Origin of the sequence: Candidatus Uabimicrobium amorphum (assembly GCF_009002475.1) — a bacterium.
In the GTDB taxonomy this organism is placed as follows: domain Bacteria; phylum Planctomycetota; class Uabimicrobiia; order Uabimicrobiales; family Uabimicrobiaceae; genus Uabimicrobium; species Uabimicrobium amorphum.
Genome location: NZ_AP019860.1, coordinates 9,390,691 through 9,406,580 on the forward strand (window position 1 = coordinate 9,390,691; position 15,890 = coordinate 9,406,580).

The 15,890-nt window shown below is 40.7% G+C and carries 14 protein-coding genes; 9 read left to right on the forward strand and 5 right to left on the reverse strand.

Features of this window, described 5'->3' with window-relative positions; all coding sequences use genetic code 11:
- Positions 1-6: 6 nt before the first annotated feature.
- The 7 genes from UABAM_RS32950 (at position 7) to UABAM_RS32980 (ending at position 6,033) form a co-directional block, all read left to right on the forward strand.
- On the forward strand, positions 7-276 hold the full coding sequence (locus UABAM_RS32950; RefSeq protein ID WP_152021871.1) for a hydrogenase maturation nickel metallochaperone HypA: 270 nt from the start codon (positions 7-9) through the stop codon (positions 274-276).
- Between the two features lie 107 nt (positions 277-383).
- Positions 384-2,663 carry a carbamoyltransferase HypF gene (gene hypF / locus UABAM_RS32955; RefSeq protein ID WP_152021872.1) on the forward strand — a complete coding sequence of 760 codons (2,280 nt, stop codon included), beginning with the start codon at positions 384-386 and terminating at the stop codon, positions 2,661-2,663.
- On the forward strand, positions 2,663-2,905 hold the full coding sequence (locus tag UABAM_RS32960) for a HypC/HybG/HupF family hydrogenase formation chaperone (protein ID WP_152021873.1): 243 nt from the start codon (positions 2,663-2,665) through the stop codon (positions 2,903-2,905). Before hypF ends, UABAM_RS32960 begins: the two co-directional genes overlap by 1 nt.
- Complete coding sequence (gene hypD, locus UABAM_RS32965) at positions 2,902-3,984, forward strand: hydrogenase formation protein HypD (RefSeq protein WP_152021874.1); 1,083 nt, start codon at positions 2,902-2,904, stop codon at positions 3,982-3,984. Before UABAM_RS32960 ends, hypD begins: the two co-directional genes overlap by 4 nt.
- Before the next feature lie 12 nt (positions 3,985-3,996).
- Positions 3,997-5,040 carry a hydrogenase expression/formation protein HypE gene (hypE, locus tag UABAM_RS32970; protein WP_152021875.1) on the forward strand — a complete coding sequence of 348 codons (1,044 nt, stop codon included), beginning with the start codon at positions 3,997-3,999 and terminating at the stop codon, positions 5,038-5,040.
- 163 nt (positions 5,041-5,203) lie between these two features.
- Positions 5,204-5,506 (forward strand): hypothetical protein, encoded by a 303-nt coding sequence (locus UABAM_RS32975; protein WP_152021876.1) that lies wholly within the window; start codon positions 5,204-5,206, stop codon positions 5,504-5,506.
- Between the two features lie 2 nt (positions 5,507-5,508).
- A complete protein-coding gene (locus UABAM_RS32980) occupies positions 5,509-6,033 on the forward strand; it encodes an RNA polymerase sigma factor (protein WP_152021877.1) in 525 nt (174 codons plus the stop codon).
- A gap of 103 nt (positions 6,034-6,136) precedes the next feature.
- On the opposite strand, the gene UABAM_RS32985 is transcribed toward UABAM_RS32980, so the two are convergent.
- Entirely contained in the window at positions 6,137-8,158 is a 2,022-nt protein-coding gene (locus tag UABAM_RS32985; RefSeq protein ID WP_152021878.1) for a sulfatase-like hydrolase/transferase, read from the reverse strand.
- Positions 8,159-8,190: 32 nt separating this feature from the next.
- Between UABAM_RS32985 and UABAM_RS32990 the strand changes: the two genes are divergently transcribed.
- Both UABAM_RS32990 and UABAM_RS32995 read left to right on the forward strand, forming a co-directional pair.
- Positions 8,191-8,700 carry a NifU N-terminal domain-containing protein gene (locus UABAM_RS32990; RefSeq protein WP_152021879.1) on the forward strand — a complete coding sequence of 170 codons (510 nt, stop codon included), beginning with the start codon at positions 8,191-8,193 and terminating at the stop codon, positions 8,698-8,700.
- A gap of 492 nt (positions 8,701-9,192) precedes the next feature.
- Complete coding sequence (locus tag UABAM_RS32995; RefSeq protein ID WP_152021880.1) at positions 9,193-9,969, forward strand: hypothetical protein; 777 nt, start codon at positions 9,193-9,195, stop codon at positions 9,967-9,969.
- A gap of 100 nt (positions 9,970-10,069) precedes the next feature.
- Here UABAM_RS32995 and UABAM_RS33000 read toward each other — a convergent pair whose 3' ends face one another.
- Genes UABAM_RS33000 through UABAM_RS33015 form a run of 4 tightly spaced genes read right to left on the reverse strand, consistent with a single transcriptional unit; the run spans position 10,070 to position 15,862 of the window.
- A complete protein-coding gene (locus tag UABAM_RS33000) occupies positions 10,070-13,642 on the reverse strand; it encodes a PQQ-binding-like beta-propeller repeat protein (RefSeq protein ID WP_152021881.1) in 3,573 nt (1,190 codons plus the stop codon).
- 27 nt (positions 13,643-13,669) lie between these two features.
- Positions 13,670-14,302 carry an ExbD/TolR family protein gene (locus UABAM_RS33005; protein ID WP_152021882.1) on the reverse strand — a complete coding sequence of 211 codons (633 nt, stop codon included), beginning with the start codon at positions 14,300-14,302 and terminating at the stop codon, positions 13,670-13,672.
- Positions 14,303-14,923: a MotA/TolQ/ExbB proton channel family protein gene (locus tag UABAM_RS33010; protein WP_152021883.1), complete on the reverse strand. Its 621-nt coding sequence runs from the start codon at positions 14,921-14,923 to the stop codon at positions 14,303-14,305.
- A gap of 9 nt (positions 14,924-14,932) precedes the next feature.
- Positions 14,933-15,862, reverse strand: coding sequence for a vWA domain-containing protein (locus tag UABAM_RS33015; protein ID WP_152021884.1), 930 nt, complete (start codon positions 15,860-15,862; stop codon positions 14,933-14,935).
- Positions 15,863-15,890: the final 28 nt, after the last annotated feature.

Consider the following 15,890-nt stretch of genomic DNA (forward strand, 5'->3'; position numbering starts at 1 on the left):
ATAAACATGCATGAATATTCATTGTTGGCCGACTTAATGCGTAAGATTCAAAATATTGCCCAAGAGCAACAAGCGGACAAAGTCACCTTAGTGAAAGTGAAACTAGGGGCATTGGCACATATTTCCGCAGATCACTTTCGCGAACACTTTGAACACTCCTCCAATAATACAGTGGCCGAAGGGGCAGAGTTAGAAATAGAGGTTTTAACCGATACCAATGACCCCAACGCCCAACAAATTATTTTAGATAGTATCGAAGTCATGGAAAGTGAATAAGCATTGCGCATAAAAGGAATACAAATATAGGATGGTGGAATGTAGGGGCGGACCCAGTGTCCGCCCGTTCCCCAAAATGAGATAGACGTACTAAACCGATCGCAACTATGAGTAACTTTATGCAAGAAGACTTTCATCATTTAAGTATCGTGGTTAAGGGAATCGTACAAGGTGTAGGATTTCGGCCGTTTGTGTATCACCTTGCAAAATCACTGAATGTACATGGATATGTGAGGAATTCGACACAAGGTGTTATGATTGAAATCGAGGGCCCAAAAAAAAATACACAAGAGTTTTTACAAAAACTCTCTACAGAAAAACCGCGTTGTGCATGGATTACTCACATCCAAAGTTGTGATAAACCAGTAGTTGGCTATCGTAACTTTGAGATAGAACACAGTACGCAGTCATCAATGATTGATACAGTGATATTGCCTGACATGTCTATTTGTGGTGACTGCCTCAATGAAATTTTTGACCCACTCAATCGTCGCTATCGTTATCCTTTTACCAATTGCACAAACTGCGGACCACGTTACAGTATCATTACTAAATTCCCTTATGATCGCGAAAATACCACAATGGATGTGTTCTCTATGTGTCAGGATTGTCGCGATGAATATACAAATCCGCAAAATCGTCGCTTTCATGCCCAACCCAATGCTTGCCATGCATGTGGCCCACATTTACAACTTTTAAAGGAAACAGGAGAGGTCATTTCTACACATGACGCGGCTTTGTGTAATGCCGTAGAGGCTATTCGCTGCGGAGAAATCGTGGCAGTTAAGGGGTTAGGAGGATTTCATTTTGTCGTAGATGCGACCAATGAGGCTGCGGTAAAAAAGTTACGCGAAAAGAAACAGCGATTTTACAAACCATTTGCCATCATGTATCCAAATTTGCAAAGTGTGAAAAACGATTGTTTTGTTTCGCAACTCGAAGAAAATTTACTGATTTCCCCCGAATCTCCTATTGTACTACTTAGGCATAAAAATGATGTTTATCCATGGGTGGCACCACAAAATTTGTATTACGGCGTGATGCTTCCGTATACGCCACTGCATGCGTTGATTATTCATGACCTGCAACGCCCTATAGTGGTGACGAGTGGTAACCGCTCGCATGAATGTATTTGTACACAAGAGGACTACGCGATCCAAACGTTAGGCAATGTGGCTTCGTTGTTTTTGGTGCACAACCGCAAAATCGCTCACCATGCGGATGACTCGATTGTGCGCGTTGTGATGGGCCGCGAAATGGTGATGCGTCGTGCGCGTGGCTATGCGCCACGTCCCATTTTATTAAAAAGAGATATGCCGTCAACACTTGCGGTCGGCGGCGATTTGAAAAATTCCATCGCTCTTTCCGTGGCGAATAACGTATTCATAAGTCCATATCTCGGAGATTTGCAGGTGAAAACAAATTATGAAGCCTTTTGCAATAACGTATCATTCATACAAAAAATATACGCCACGGCACCGCAAAGTTTGATCGGTGATGCGCACCCAGGTTATTGTTCCAACTATTTATTGAATGAACGTGAAAATGTGGTACGTGTACAGCATCACCATGCACATATTCTGTCATGCATGGCGGAATATCAATTGCATGGACCTGTTTTAGGTCTCGCTTGGGATGGTTCTGGATATGGACTAGATGCAACGGTGTGGGGAGGAGAATTTCTTGAGGTAAATAATGCCGACTTTCGCCGTACCGCACATTTTCGACGGTTTTGTCTACCAGGTGGAGAAAAAGCCGTTACCGAACCACGACGTTGTGCCGCGGGGTTGTTGTTTGAGATATATGGCGAACAAGTATTTGATTTAGATCTACCTGTATGGAAAACATTTTCCGCACACGAAAAACAAATTTTACAAGCTATGTTGAAAAACAAGATCAATGCTCCACAAACGTCAAGTGTCGGGCGTATTTTTGACGCCGTAGCCTCTCTATTAAACCTATGCCAACAACAAGAATTTGAAGGCCAAGCCGCCATGCTTGTCGAATTCTTGGCCGAGGAAAAAAATTGTACAGCATATCCTGTCGCTTTATCCAAAGGTGAGTTTATGGAAATAGATTGGGAACCAATGCTACGCGAAATTGTGGACGATATTACTAAGGGGGTTTGTGCAACTACAATTGCGACAAAGTTTCATCTTTTTTTGATCGAAGCGGCGGTACGTATTGCCCGTAGAGTAGCAATAAAAAATGTCGTTCTCAGTGGAGGATGTTTTCAAAATAAATATCTGTTGGAGGGGTGCATAAGGCAATTGCGACGTGAAGGATTTTCGGTGTACTGGCATCGTGAAATCCCGACAAATGACGAAGGAATTTCTCTTGGGCAAATATATGCCTGTTATCTGCAACAAAATAAAGGAGATTTATAATGTGTTTGGCAATTCCTGGAAAGGTACTCTACACAACAGGGGAAGATTTTGAACGTATAGGAAAAGTGAGTTTTGCGGGGATTGTAAAGAATATAAATCTCGCGTATGTGCCAGAGGCAGGTGTTGGTGATTATGTTCTCGTACATGTTGGGTTTGCGATTAGTAAAGTCGACGAAAAAGAAGCGCAACGCGTTTTTGAATATTTGCAGGAAATGGAAGAGCTTGTGGAAGACGAAATATGAAGTATATTGATGAATATCGCAAACGTGAAATTGCACTTAAATATAGTGAAGAAATACAACGTATCACTCGTGGAAATTGGACGATTATGGAAGTTTGTGGTGGGCAAACACATGCCATTGTAAAATTTGGCATTGATCATTTACTTCCGTCTAATATTACTCTTTTGCATGGTCCGGGATGCCCGGTGTGCGTTACGCCCATAGAAATTATTGATGTGGCACTACAAATTGCGGCACTTCCCGAAGTAATTTTTTGCTCTTTTGGCGATATGTTACGCGTACCAGGAAGTCGCGAAGACTTACTTGCGATCAAAGCGCAAGGTGGGGATGTTCGCATTGTGTATTCGCCACTAGACGCTTTGGAAATGGCCAAGAAATATCGCGATAAGCAGGTGGTGTTTTTTGCCATTGGTTTTGAAACGACGGCTCCCGCCAATGCCATGGCGGTATATCAAGCGCATCGGCAAAACATCGAAAATTTTTCGTTGTTGGTGTCTCATGTTCTAGTCCCTCCGGCGATGAAAGCGATTCTCGACGCACAAGAAAGTAATGTGGACGGTTTTTTGGCGGCGGGTCATGTGTGTACCGTGATGGGGTATGAAGAATACGAAGATATCGCGCAAAATTATGAAGTCCCTATTGTTGTTACCGGTTTTGAGCCGGTGGATATACTTCAGGGAATTTATATGTGTATTCTGCAGTTGGAAAAAAGGCAACACAAAGTGGAAAATCAATACAGCCGCGTTGTGAAGCGCGAGGGAAACACCACTGCGCAAAAGCTGATGGAGGAAGTATTTGCTGTCGTACCGCAAAAATGGCGTGGTATGGATGTGATCGCGCAAAGTGGTTTTGATTTGCGTGGCAAATACCAAACATTTTGCGCACGGCGGCGTTTTGCTGTCGAGGAGATTACCGTGCAAGAAAGCACACCGTGCATTAGTGGAGAAATTTTACGTGGAGTCAAAAAACCGTGTGACTGCCCTCTGTTTGCTAAACAATGCTCACCTGAAAACCCTCTAGGGGCGACGATGGTCTCTTCGGAAGGGGCCTGTGCTGCTTATTACCAATACCGACACTAAATGGAGATTTTTATGGATGACAAACAGCGTTTTACATGGCAATGCCCCGCTCCACAACAACAATCAAAAATTTCCATGGCCCACGGAGGGGGGGGCAAATTGATGCACGATTTAATCCACAATGCTTTTATTCCCGCGTGGGATAATCCTATTCTACAGCAAAATAGCGACTCCGCTGCGCTTGGTGTGGGGAAAACAAAGCTCGCTTTCACGACAGACTCTTACGTTGTGCAACCATTATTTTTTCCCGGCGGAGATATTGGCTCACTCGCCGTGAATGGTACCGTGAATGATTTAGCTGTAAGAGGAGCGCGCCCTCTTTACTTAAGTGTGGCGATGATCTTAGAAGAAGGACTTGAGGTGGAGACGTTGTTCCAAATTGTGGAATCGATGCGCAAGGCCGCTAATGATGCAAATGTGCAGATCGTTACAGGAGACACTAAGGTTGTCGATAAGGGAAGTGGTGATGGAATTTTTGTCAATACATCAGGCATAGGTATTATCGAAAACGATTTAGACGTAGCCCCCAAAAGTATTTGCGACAAAGATGTCATCATTGTAAGTGGTGATGTCGGGCGTCACGGAATTGCGATTATGGCCGTTCGCGAAGGGTTGCGTTTTGAGTCGACGATTGTAAGCGACTGCGCGGCATTCGCGAATGTAACACAGCAGTTACTCGAAGCAAGTATTGAAATACATTGTATGCGCGATCTGACACGTGGTGGATTGGCCACCGCGTTGATTGAGATTGCACAAGCGGCAAACAAAGGAATTCACATAACCGAAACATCTGTTCCGGTGGACGAAGGGGTTCGGGGAGCATGCGAAATTTTGGGACTTGATCCCTTGTACACGGCAAACGAAGGCCGTTTCGTGTGTATTGTGCCGCAAAAAGATGCGCAACATACCTTACAAATATTACAACAGTACAATGAGCGTGCCTGTGTGATTGGAGAAGTGGAAGAAGACGGGTGTGGGCTGCAAATTAGTAGTTGCCTTGGCGTAAAAAGGATTGCGCGTATGCTAAGTGGAACACAATTGCCACGCATTTGTTAATGGGATTCACAGATGAAAAACTCTACAAAGTATTTTTTTATTCCTGTCCATCCTGTTAATCCTGTCAAAACCCGTATCGTTAAAATTTAAATAAAAAATTTTCGAACCTTTTGCTTGTTTTTATCTCTTAAAAAATAAAACCACATTTTTTAGGAGAAGTATTATGGAAAATTTAGATAAAGTTAGAGAACAGGCTTTGAAAAAAATAGACCGTGCACAGCAAGACTTTAAGTTTTTTTTCGTGATGATGGCAGTTTTTGAAGGTGTTTTGCTGCTTACGTATTTGTTATGCATGGATTTTCACGAGCGTCTTCATTGGTTGATTCTTATTGCGGCACTACTAACGTATGGCACTATTGTGACCGGGCTATTTACTTTAGGAGCGTATTTAAAGTTAAATGTGATGCGCATTCTGAAAGCTTTGGAATTACATAGTGAATTAAACGATGAGAGCCTGGATGTGTGAAAATGGAAGACTCTGCCTTAGCACGCTTAGTTTTATTGGCACAAGCAGGCAAACGTAGTGAGTTGGATCGCTTGTTTGGCAAGATACAACAGCCTATATTTCGCTATATTTACGGAATAACGAAAGATGTGCATCTTGCAGAAGATTTATTGCAAGAAGTTTTTATGATTGCTTTTCGTAAACTATGGCTTCTCGAAGAACCAAAAGCCTTTATGACCTGGATCTACCGCATCGCTAGCCGTGTTACTTTTCGCCATCTGCGCAAGAAAAAAGTCCCTGTCGTCTTTGATGTTTCGCTTCTTGAGGAGCAAGTAGAGGTAAAAGAGGATTCTCTTCCACTTGATATTGATTTACAGCAACTCATTTCGCAAGTGACAACTGCAAGTCGCACGGTACTTTTTTTACGCTTTATCGAGAAAAAGTCTCTCAAGGAAATTTCTCTGATTTTGGAAATTCCCCTGGGGACAGTAAAGTCGAGATTAAACTATGGTATTTCCCAGTTACAGAAAATCAATGCTAAAAATTAAGGGAATCGCGATGGAAATGTAGGGGCGGACCTTGTGTCCGCCCGTTCTCCCAAATACAGTTGGATAAACGTTTCGAAGTCATAAAGCACAGTATATTTTCTGCCTAATATTTTTGCAAAAGAGCATTCACTTTTTCACTTAGCTGTGGATTTTGTTTTTGCGCTAATTCTAGAAGTTTCTTACCTTCCTGTTTGTTGCCCATCATTAGCAAACACTCTCCCCAATAATAGTAGGCTTGTGGGTAGGTGTTTTGCAATTTTACTGCGACAGCATATTGTTGGACAGCCGCATCGTATTTTTGTTGTGCTTGTAAAGCACGAGCTAGATAGAATGGAGCACTTGGTAAAGTGGAATCGTATTCACGTGCTTTACTTGCGCTGTGCTCAGCATCGCGATAGTTTTTGTTTTGTAAAAGTATGTACGCTTTACGTGAGTGCAAAAAAGCATCGCGTTCTGCACCGGTTTCTTCTGTGAATGTTTTCTCGATAAGATTTAGCGCTTTGTCGAGATGTTGCAGTTGAATGAGCGCATCTATTCTGCCGCTTCTTGCGAAACGCGAAGTTTTACATAGTTCTTCCATTTTGGTGAAGGCTTGTAGGGATTTGGCAAATTGTCCCATTTGCGTGTAGAGTTTACCGAAAAGCATCCACGCCATGATATTTTTGGGATCTTTGTCTACGATGATTTTTAAGATTTTCTCGCATTGGGTGTAGCGACGCAGGAACATCTGTGTTTGCGCGTTGGTGATGAGTTTGATAATGTCTTGCATTTCCACGGGATCTGGACCAGAGGTAGGGGCTATTTTGGGTTTGTGCCCTTGTAGATAGCCAATTGCGGAGAGTGCTGCTGCATTTGGATCATCTACATTCAATGTCTGCGACACACCGGTATTTTTACGCATTTTTGTTAACGTTTTGCGCATCTTTTTTACAAGTCCTGTGTATTTTTTTTCCTCAACTAAATTGTTTTTTTCGTGCATATCATGGACGATGTTGTATAATTCCCCTTCTTTTGTGCCGATGTATTTATAATCACCTTCAACAACACTTGTCATAATACTCCATCCAAAGACATGATAAACGTAGTACGCTTCACTGTAACAACGCAAAGGCGGAGGTTGCATATTTTCTTTAGAAGACGAAGTGAAATAAGGAGACAAATCGTAACCTTCACTTTGTTGCTCTCTTGTCGATTGATGGTAATCTGTAAGTTCGCTTTTATCCAATAACGCCATTACGGTGGGTAATATATCAATGGTGCGCACGGGAAAAGTATATCTTTTTTTGACCGCGCTCGGTACTTTAAACATCAGTGGCACATGTACGGTCGAATTGTAAATATAGTAACCATGGCTTAGTTCTCCGTGTTCACCTAGACCTTCACCATGATCGCTGACGAAAACGATGATGGTATTGTCATATTTACCTAGTTTTTTTAATTTGTCGAATAGTAGCCCCAGGCAATAATCGGTATAGGCGATTTCTGCGTCGTATGGATGGATGAATGATTCGGCAAAACGTTGTGGAGCCTTGTACTCTGCGTGAGGATCAAATAAATGTAGCCACAAAAAAAACGGATCGGATTTTTGTGTCATTTTTTCTAGGTAATCGTTGGCGATTTTTACACTGTGTTCGGCAGTACGCTCGGCAATAAATTTGCTATCTTCTTCAACAGTAATGTCTTCCACATCAGAGTACCAATCAAAACCTTTATTTAGGCCTTTGCTTTTGTTTAGAGGGGCAGCACTGACAACTGCGGCGGTTTGGTAACCATAAGCTTGGAGAATGCTGGCCATTGTTGGTAGATTTTTTTCATCTAGTTTATAGTACAGATTGTCTTTGATGTTGTGGGTTGTGGGATTTGTTCCGGTCATAATCGACACGTGAGATGGAAATGTGAGTGGTGCTTGGGCAAAACATTTTTCAAAAACGACACTTTCGCTCGCCAAGCGATCTATGTTTTCCGTTTGTGCTGTTTCATATCCGTAGCACCCGAGGCGATCGGCGCGAAGTGTGTCAACGGATATCAAAAGTAAATTGTAACTTGTGGCTTGTGTTGGCATAAATTGCCAGCGAATAACGGCGATCGTAAGTAACAATACCACAACAAAAGTAAATTTTTTCATGAGAAAACACCATTGTAATAGAGAATCATTCTATGAAAATTGTACAAAAATTTCCTGCAAATCCAAATATGGTCATTTTTTTTATACCACAACAACAAACTACTAAAATGGCAGAAATGTTTGCGACAGCGGCAAAAGCACGTACGCATCTCTTTGCCCATTATTTTTTTGAAATTGACGGTGTACGCCGTGTGCAAATTACTCGTTACGAAATTCGCGTTTTTAAGCGTAAAGATCTGCATGTATGGGATGAAATTCTACCGCAAATTGTAAAAACCATAAAGAACATTTTTCCACAAGCGCAGATTTCGCCGTGGCAAGAGAGTGCAGAGAAACTTACGCGTATATTCCCCGGCAAAAATGAAAAACGCGAGGTCTATGAAGGCGTTGAAGTGGCAAATGCACATCCTATCGCAAAGAGTCTTTTTCGTGTTTGTGGCGTCGAAAGAGTCATTTTGGATATCGATCATATAGAGGTTAAGCTTTGTAGTATATTTCCCGTAAGTGCTGTGTGGTCGGAAGTCGCGAAAGTCTTGGAATGAGAAATGATATCTATTTTTTTTGCTTTGAAAATAAGGCTTGTATGAGATGGATATCTTCAACTCTTTATGAATAAAGGCGGAAAAGCTTTGGGTGCTTTTTATTAAATTGTCATTTACAATAGCATAAACAATATCATTCTATAACAACTTGGAGTCAGAGTTCAATATGGATAGATGCGCACTAATTATAAAAAAAAACAACCACTTTATTATGTATTTTGATAACCTGGATGCATTAAAAAATAACAGTGATAAGGGACCACAGATATACTCGAAATTGAATTGCGCAAGTTCTTTCATGAATAAAGACAATACATATATCCGTTTGGTATGCATTATCGATTTTGATCGCAATTCTTATTTGATCTATAATACAGCTGACTTTAGTAAAGCGCGAGATTGGAAATATTTAGTTGCATAAATAAAATGCTTGAGGTATTCTAGCCAGAACTAACTTAATTTTTAGTTCTGGCTTTTTTTATAGGAAAAAATATGGCCAAACAATATCGATCACTCAAATCAGAAGAAATTGTCAAAACCATTACCCGTCTTCACGAAAGAGTTGGGGAACGTTTTCCAAATTCTGGTTTGGTAAATGTTACCAAAGAGGTAAGAGATGTTGCATCGGAGGCCAAAGATCTTCTAAACAAGATCAATAGCCCACACAAAATATATCGCACACTGAGCATTGTACTTATCATGGGAATTGTGGCACTGTTTCTATGGATTTTAAGTCAACTAGGCGAGGTGAAAAAACTACCGAGTACACTGGAGTTTTTAGAATTTTTAGAGGCGGGTATTAGTTCGATGGTGTTTATTGGCGCAGGAATTTTCTTTCTGTGGTCTCTAGAAACACGCTATAAACGACATTTAATTGTAAAAGCGATTCATGAGTTGCGTTCCCTGGCCCATGTTGTTGACATGCACCAATTGACAAAAGACCCTGAAACATTGTTCATGCGAAAAAATAAGACCAAATCTTCGCCGGAAAGAAAGCTCACTCCCTATCAAATACACCGCTATCTAGACTATTGCTCGGAATTACTATCCATTATTAGCAAAGTGGGTTCTCTTTACGTGGACGAATTCGCAGATCAAGCATCGCTAAATGCCGTAGACAGTTTAGAAACACTGACAAATGGTCTTTCACGTAAGATTTGGCAAAAACTCAACATCCTCACCCAAGGATTTATGCAGCAAAACCAACTTTTGTCTCAAAAAGCACCTGACGCAAATGGCGATTCCACCCAAGAAGAAAAAACAACATAGATATGCCAATAAAAAAAGCCAGGCAATATGACCTGGCTTTTCATGTGTAACTTCCATTTTATTTTTAGACGACGGAACATGATGTTGTGTTGGATATTTACTATTTTTCTTTTACAAAATACACAAAACCATTGTTGCTAGCAATTGCAATAAAGTTACCAATTTTGATCGGGGAAGTACTAATGGTTCCCGGGATAAAAACACGCCACAATGTTTTTCCTTGTGGGGTAATTGCTACAACTTCTCCAGCGACAGAAGTAAAGTAAATGCGTTCATCAATCACGGCAGGGGAAGCAATTATCTTTCCCGTCATTTTTTTGCGCCACAAAGTCTTCCCTTCATCATTTACGGCATAAATTTGTCTGTCGTCGTTGCCAAAATAAATGGTATTGTTGTGAATCGTGGGACGGCAATGTATTGCCCCTGTTGTTTTTGCATTCCATTTTAAACGTCGTCGTGTAAAGTCGATGGCGTACATATTGCCATCAGCACTTCCAAAATACAACGTATCTTTGACACAGATAGGCGTTGTCGTAACAGCGTTTTGAGCCGCAAACGACCATTTTTTTTGTAAAAAAGCAATATCGTCTTGTTTTGCCAAAGTAAGTTCGTGCACACCGTCTTCGCTGCCGATAAATATACTTTTGTTGTAAAAGTAGGGTGCAGATGAAAAAGACTTTCCCTTGAACTCCGAATATTCCAAATGAGACTTTTTACCTGTGGTAATGTTTAAAGCGGTAATTGTTTTATCGTAAGCAAAGAAAATCGCATTTTCACCTGTACATGCACCGAGGTATTTTTGGGCATTGATTTTATCCGCTTTCCATACCGGCCATCCGGTGATATTGTTACACAGTACGGCATGGTTTTCGCGATCTATGGTAAAAAAGTGCTCATTATCGATTGTTATAGGTGGTGCAAAGGCGGTATCTGTGGCGAGTACTCTGTAATTGATTTTGTTTTGTTTCGTAAAAATTTCGTGAATAGAGCCCTCTGTTGTTGTTAGATAGGTGCGTCCATCGTTTAGTTGTAAAACAGAATCATAGCATGAAGAGGCAAAAGAACGTTCCCATAACTTGACAGGTGTTCCTTCTTTGTATGCAAAGCAGTGAGCTGTGTAGTTATTTTGTTTTGCCGTTACGGTGAAAATCATTTCGCGTGTGCGCTGAATGGGCATGGGAATGTTTTGTTGTGAGTAATCTAACTCCCATTTTTTACGGACCACATCTATACGTTTTGTAAACAATTGGATATCAACGGCAAATAACTTCTGTGAACTAACGGTAAGCGAACGTCCCAAGTTAGAAAACTGCATGAAAGTTTGCGTTGTGTCTAACAAGATGGGAGAGGTCTTATTTAATGGAAAAATCGCCTCTTGTACATTTTTTGTATTTAGAGAAAACAATTGTAAATATTTGTTGGTGGCGATGGCCAAGTTCCCACATGACATCGCCGCAGGTGTTGACATCTCTCCTGGAATCGACACTGTTTTTAGCAATTGACTGTTTTGTTTACCAATTTTATAAAGATTTACATAACTATGTGTTTTATCTTTGGTAAAAGTACAAAGATAAGGAAAAACAGCTATTGTTGGCGCACATGGAGTTTTGTCGTAGGGAATTAAATAAGCGAGTTTGCCAGTGTCTTTGTTGTATACATACACATTGTCATGGCAAGGAATAAACATATAGTTTAATTTGCGATCCACTGTGGGGGCAAAAAGTGGTGTTTCTCCGGTACGATATGCACCAAGGAGGTTACCATTTTGCACATCTATTTCTAAACAGTGGTCATTAAAAAGTCCGACATAAATGCGTTGTTTGTAAATGAATGGTTGTGTACTGACTACGCCGGGAATTTTGGCTTTCCAGATGACAGAGCCGTCACTAGTTTTTAACATAACTAGCAAATTGGGGTTTTGCAAAAGTAAAACTCTGTCGGCTATTTTCATATTGAAGTTTTGTTTGGGGCCAGCGAGAAAAACAGGATGGATGGAGTTGTTTATGGTTTTTGTCACCCAACGTATTCTACCGTTTTGCCCATCAAAACAGTATAAGTGATTTTTGGCTATGGCAAAAAAGTTTGTACCACTAGACGGTAATTTACTAGCGTTGATTTCGCCTAAGGGCAGCATTTCAAGCGCAATGTTTTTTGAATTTTCGGGGAACGTAACACCTTTATATTTGGGAAGAGTATCGACATATACATAGGTTTGGGCGATAAATTTTTGTTTGTAATTTGCAAAGTAACTGCGTAGCTTTTGCAGGTCGCGTTTTGCCCAATCTTCCTTATATTGATTTGCGATGTTAGTGATAAATGTTTGGCTACGTTGCAAATCATTATTTTTCATCATGTTTTGTGCTTGTTGTAGGGCATCTTTGAAGTTACTTTTACGCAGAGCCAACTGTTGATAGTTATATATTTCGCGCCTTAAATTCGCAATGCGTTTTGTCGCGAAATCTCCTAATTGTGCCGCTTCATCTAAGGATGTTGATGCTTGAGAGATTTCTTGTTGGTTGAAAAAAATTTGCGCTTTGCGAACGAGTATATCTTGCAAATTTTCTTTGACTTTGTCACCTAGGTTACTGTCAGGGTAGCGTTGCAAAAACAAACGAGATTTTTTTTCGACTTCAGCATTTTCTTGGCGTTCCATAAGTTGTGATATAATCGCAAAGTCTTTTTCGTCTGTACTTTGGTTGAAATAAAAGACTCCTGCAATCACTGCGAGTATCACAATTGCAATGGCAAAACTTGTTAGTGCTAAGTTGTTGCCCTCTTTTACAGGGGGGCTTTTTTTGTGACTAGATGGATCAATAACAACAATTTTACTTGGAGGAATTGTTTCGTCTTTTGCCAAATCAGGAGAAGCGGCCTCATCCTCTTCTAGTTTACTAGGAGGAATTTGCGGTTGTTTGGCCGCAGATGTTTTTTCGATAGAAAATGTCGTTGGTTCCTCATGTGGCGTATCTTTTTCGAGTTTACTGGGAGGAGCTTGTAATTTGCTAGGTGGCGTATCTTTTTCGAGTTTACTGGGAGGAGCTTGTAGTTTACTAGGTGGCGTATCTTTTTCGAGCTTACTGGGGGGGGTGTCTTTTTCGAGTTTACTAGGCGGAGCCTGTCGTTTACTAGGCGCATCTTTTTCTACTTTATTAGATGCCATGCTTTTGTCTTTGCCATGGTTTTTACGCCACTTTAGATCTTGTTTGTCTTGTTTGTTGATTTCTGTTTGGTGTTTTTGCCACAGTTTGTCTAGTTTTTCTTGTGGTAGTGCTTTGATTTTGTCGATAATCGGTTGTAGTTGTTTTTCATTACAGACTTCTTTTATTTCAAAAATTTTTGCTAATGGAACAACCTTGTTATTGACTTCAAAAATCGCGCGTTGTGTGATGAGACTCTTTTCATATTGTTCTTGAGAAACCATGTTTTCTTCTATGGCAAATTGACTCAATAAACTGTCATAGGTTCGTGTGTTAAAAAATTCAATGAGTTGTTGCAGTTGGCTTAAGCGATTTTCACTAAACACTTTTTTGTATTGGAATATTTCCACCAACGTTTTTGGTAGCTTATTGTCTTGTAGCTTTTTTTGTAGTTCGCAGAGAGACTTTAATTTGCCTTGCTGTAGAAACTCGTGGCGAATAATGAGATCTTTTAAAAAACTGTCCGTTATGTGCATAGGTGAACCATTTCATACAGAAGTGCTTTATTTCTTTTTTTCCAGCTTGAGTTTAACGTCCTCAATTCCAGAACCTTTAATTTCATCTAATACCGAAATAATAAATCCCCAATCAATCGAGCGGTCCGCCGCCAAAATTACATCCTGTTGGATATTTTGTGCGGCCTTTTGCTTGAGTACTTTTTTGAGCTCTTGAAGGGTGACTTTTTGTTTGCCGATAAAAACATTTTTGTCTTTGTCCACAGATACCGTTGTTTTTTTGTCGGGACTTTTCTTGGTGTTTTTGGCTTTCGGTACTTTAATATTGGCTATTTCATGAACAGCAAAGGTCGCCGTGACCATAAAAAAAATGAGCAATAAAAATGTGACATCGATCATCGGAGTTAAATCGACATTTGTGCTCTCCTCATCTTCGGTGTTCCACCCAAAGCGTAGATCGCGACTAGAGATTACATCAGATCCCGTTGCCGATGGAGCAAAATAAGACTGGAGAATTTTTAGGGACGACGCTTTTGCCCATTTTTTCGTTTCGCTATTTGCGACATAATCATCTGCTTCAATACGCGCTTCTAGTATCCAAGTTTTAAGAGTCCCTAGATCTAAATCTTTGTAGACTTTGCCCGAGTCGCGTTTCTTGAGATGCCATTTTGCGTCACTCATTTATGAGGAAACCTCCTTGCGTCTACGTACCAGACGAATAAATTTCGTAAGGCAATTATAAGTATCGCGTTCAAAGTTGCGAATACGCGTTTTAAAATAAGCATGAACAAAAATAACCGGAATGGCGACCATCATACCTGCGGCGGTTGTGAAAAGTGCTAAGCGAATACCATTGGCCATTTTTTGAGGATCTCCGAGTCCCGCAGCGGCGATGACTTCAAACATTTGAATCATCCCCAATACAGTTCCCAGCAGTCCAAGCATTGGTGCTCCTTTGGCGATTGTCGATAGGATGTCCAAGTTTTTGTTAAGGCTGGGAAGGGCGTTAATTTGCACTTCGTCAATGAGTATTAAACGTATGTCTTCAACGCTTTCGTCTTTGTGTTTTAAACCCACACTTAGGATTCTCGGTATCAAGCCGCGGCTTTTTTGACAATGTTGTAGAGCATCATCCCACTTTCCTAATTTTAGAGAACTTTCCAGGTCGGGAAGAAAAGTTTCTAGGTTACACTTTGCTTGGCGAAAACTAATAAATCTTTCTATGGTAAAACCTAATGCCACAACAGAACAGAAGATTATTACGTAGAGGGTTGTACCTCCCGCTGCTAATATTTCACTCATGATTTTTCCTTAACGTTTGTAGTAAACTCCATCGTTTTGTCCTGCTAGAGATTCCAGGAATCCTTCATCTTGGTGTGCGCCGAGTCCAATGGTATGAATCGTAACTTGTTTATCGCTGTTCCACAGAGCCACTGTTTTTAAAAGTTGTTGTGGATTGGTCACTTTACCTGCGGTGGGGTGACCATCTGTCAGAAAGAAAATCGTATCCTTCCCGCCACGCGCAATTTCAAAAGCTTGGCGTAGCCCATCGTACATATTTGTACCACCGCGTCTTCGTCGTGCAGACAACCACTGATCGGCAAGTTCTTTGTTTTCTTGTGTCGCCGTTTGTATTTCACTTTGCCAGCGCACCGCATTATCTGAATAGAGAATAATATTAAAACTTTCCCCTTCTTTTAGACTATGATAAGCATTACGGAGCTGTAAGACGGCTTCGTAGATGTTCATACTACCGGAGATGTCGAGTACGAAAATCACATTGCGCGCAAAAATGCGTACGCCGTAAAACATGCGCGGGGTTAAAGGACCGTATTTACTGCGTTTTACAAGATTATTGCCAATGTTTTTTTTATCTTGATTGGCCTTGTTGTCTTGGTTGCGCAGTTTATCGTATTGTTGTTTGATGTATTCGGATTCATCGTAACTGTCATCGACGACGTCTTCTAAATCATTCTCTATATTTTCGATGTTTTCTGACAAATCTGGTTGATATTCTTCTGACGAACTTTCACTTGAATCTTGATTGTTATCATTGTCTTCTGTCGCAACACTTTCGAACGACACATCAATCATATCGTCTCCTTCGCTGCCACTAGCGGGCATCATTGCGATGTAGATAACAATAAGAAATAGTACATGGGCAGCCGTGGATATGCCCATGCACCGCAGTGATTTTTCATCCCAGAATTTCTTTTTCACCGAATTATTTTGTTCGTTCATAACTAAGTCCTTGTGGAATGTTTTTTTG